Here is a 1,067-nt window from a genome sequence, read left to right as displayed (position 1 = left end):
GTCCGCCCGGCGCAGCCCGAGCGGCCCCTCGACGACGGACAACTCGCGCACCCGGTCGCCCACGCCCAGCGTGTCGAGTGCCTTCAGGGCGTTGGCGGCCACCGCCAGCCCGGACCCGACGGGCTCGACGGCCGCCGCCCGTTCCAGCACGCCCACCTCCCACCCCTTGCGGCGCAGCGCCACCACGGAGGCCAGCCCTCCGATGCCCCCGCCGATCACCACAGCCTTCGACATGACCGACTCCTCGCTTACTACGTCTGTCGTCTCAGCCTACTACGCCTGTAGTGTGACGGCACTACCCCTGTAGTATTCGGCCGTGAAACGATCGGAGACCGTCGCGGACGCGGCCATCACCCTGCTGGCCGAGCGGGGCATGCGCGGCCTCACCCATCGCGCCGTCGACGAGGCGGCCGGGTTGCCGTCCGGATCGACGTCCAACCTGGCGCGCACCCGCGCCGCGCTGCTTGAGTTGACGCTGTCCCGGCTCACCGAGCTGGAGATGGAGGTCATGGCCGTGGCCTACGAGCGGGTGCCGCTCACCCTCGACGGCCTGCCCGCCCGCCTGGCCGGGGCCCTGCGCGTGCAGCTCGACGACCGCAGGCGCACCCTGGCCCGCTACGAGCTGGCCCTGGAGGCCACCAGGCGTCCCGAACTGCGCGAGATCTACGACCGCGCGGGCCGCCGGTTCCGCGACCCGGCGCCCGCCATGCTGGCCGCCCTCGGCTCCAAGGACCCGGCCCGCCACGCCCGGCAGCTCGTGGCCTTCGGGGAGGGCCTGATGTTCGACGCGATCGCCGGCGCGGCCCAGACACCCACCCTGGCCGCCGTCCCTCGCGTGTTTGCCGCGAGGCTCCCGACGGCCGCCGGCCGCGCCGGCCTCGGCCTCCGGCGGCTCGTCCTTGGGGGGTGCCTCATGCCTGCCCATACGGGGGGACTCTCCTTCACTTCGATCAACAGCTCACGGTGACCGTATGACTACGGTCATGCGTCCGGCAAGAGGGATGGGCCAAGATCGGCCGAGGACCCACGGAACGAAGCCGAGAAAAGCTCGCGTAATGTCGTGATCA

2 protein-coding genes are annotated in these 1,067 nt (G+C 72.2%); one reads left to right on the top strand and one right to left on the bottom strand.

The window, feature by feature from the left end:
- Positions 1–234: FAD-dependent monooxygenase (locus tag DMH01_RS42245; RefSeq protein ID WP_199745843.1), on the bottom strand; the 234-nt coding region annotated here is incomplete at its 3' end.
- An 82-nt stretch (positions 235–316) separates the two neighbouring features.
- On the opposite strand from DMH01_RS42245, the gene DMH01_RS42240 reads away from it, so the two are divergent.
- Positions 317–967, top strand: a complete 651-nt coding sequence (locus tag DMH01_RS42240; protein WP_125685083.1) for a TetR/AcrR family transcriptional regulator — start codon at positions 317–319, stop codon at positions 965–967.
- The last annotated feature ends 100 nt before the right edge of the window (positions 968–1,067 follow it).

The organism is Amycolatopsis sp. WAC 04182 (assembly GCF_003947465.1).
In the GTDB taxonomy this organism is placed as follows: domain Bacteria; phylum Actinomycetota; class Actinomycetes; order Mycobacteriales; family Pseudonocardiaceae; genus Amycolatopsis.
Note: the sequence above shows the minus strand (reverse complement) of the source record. Positions and strands in the feature narration are given on the sequence as shown.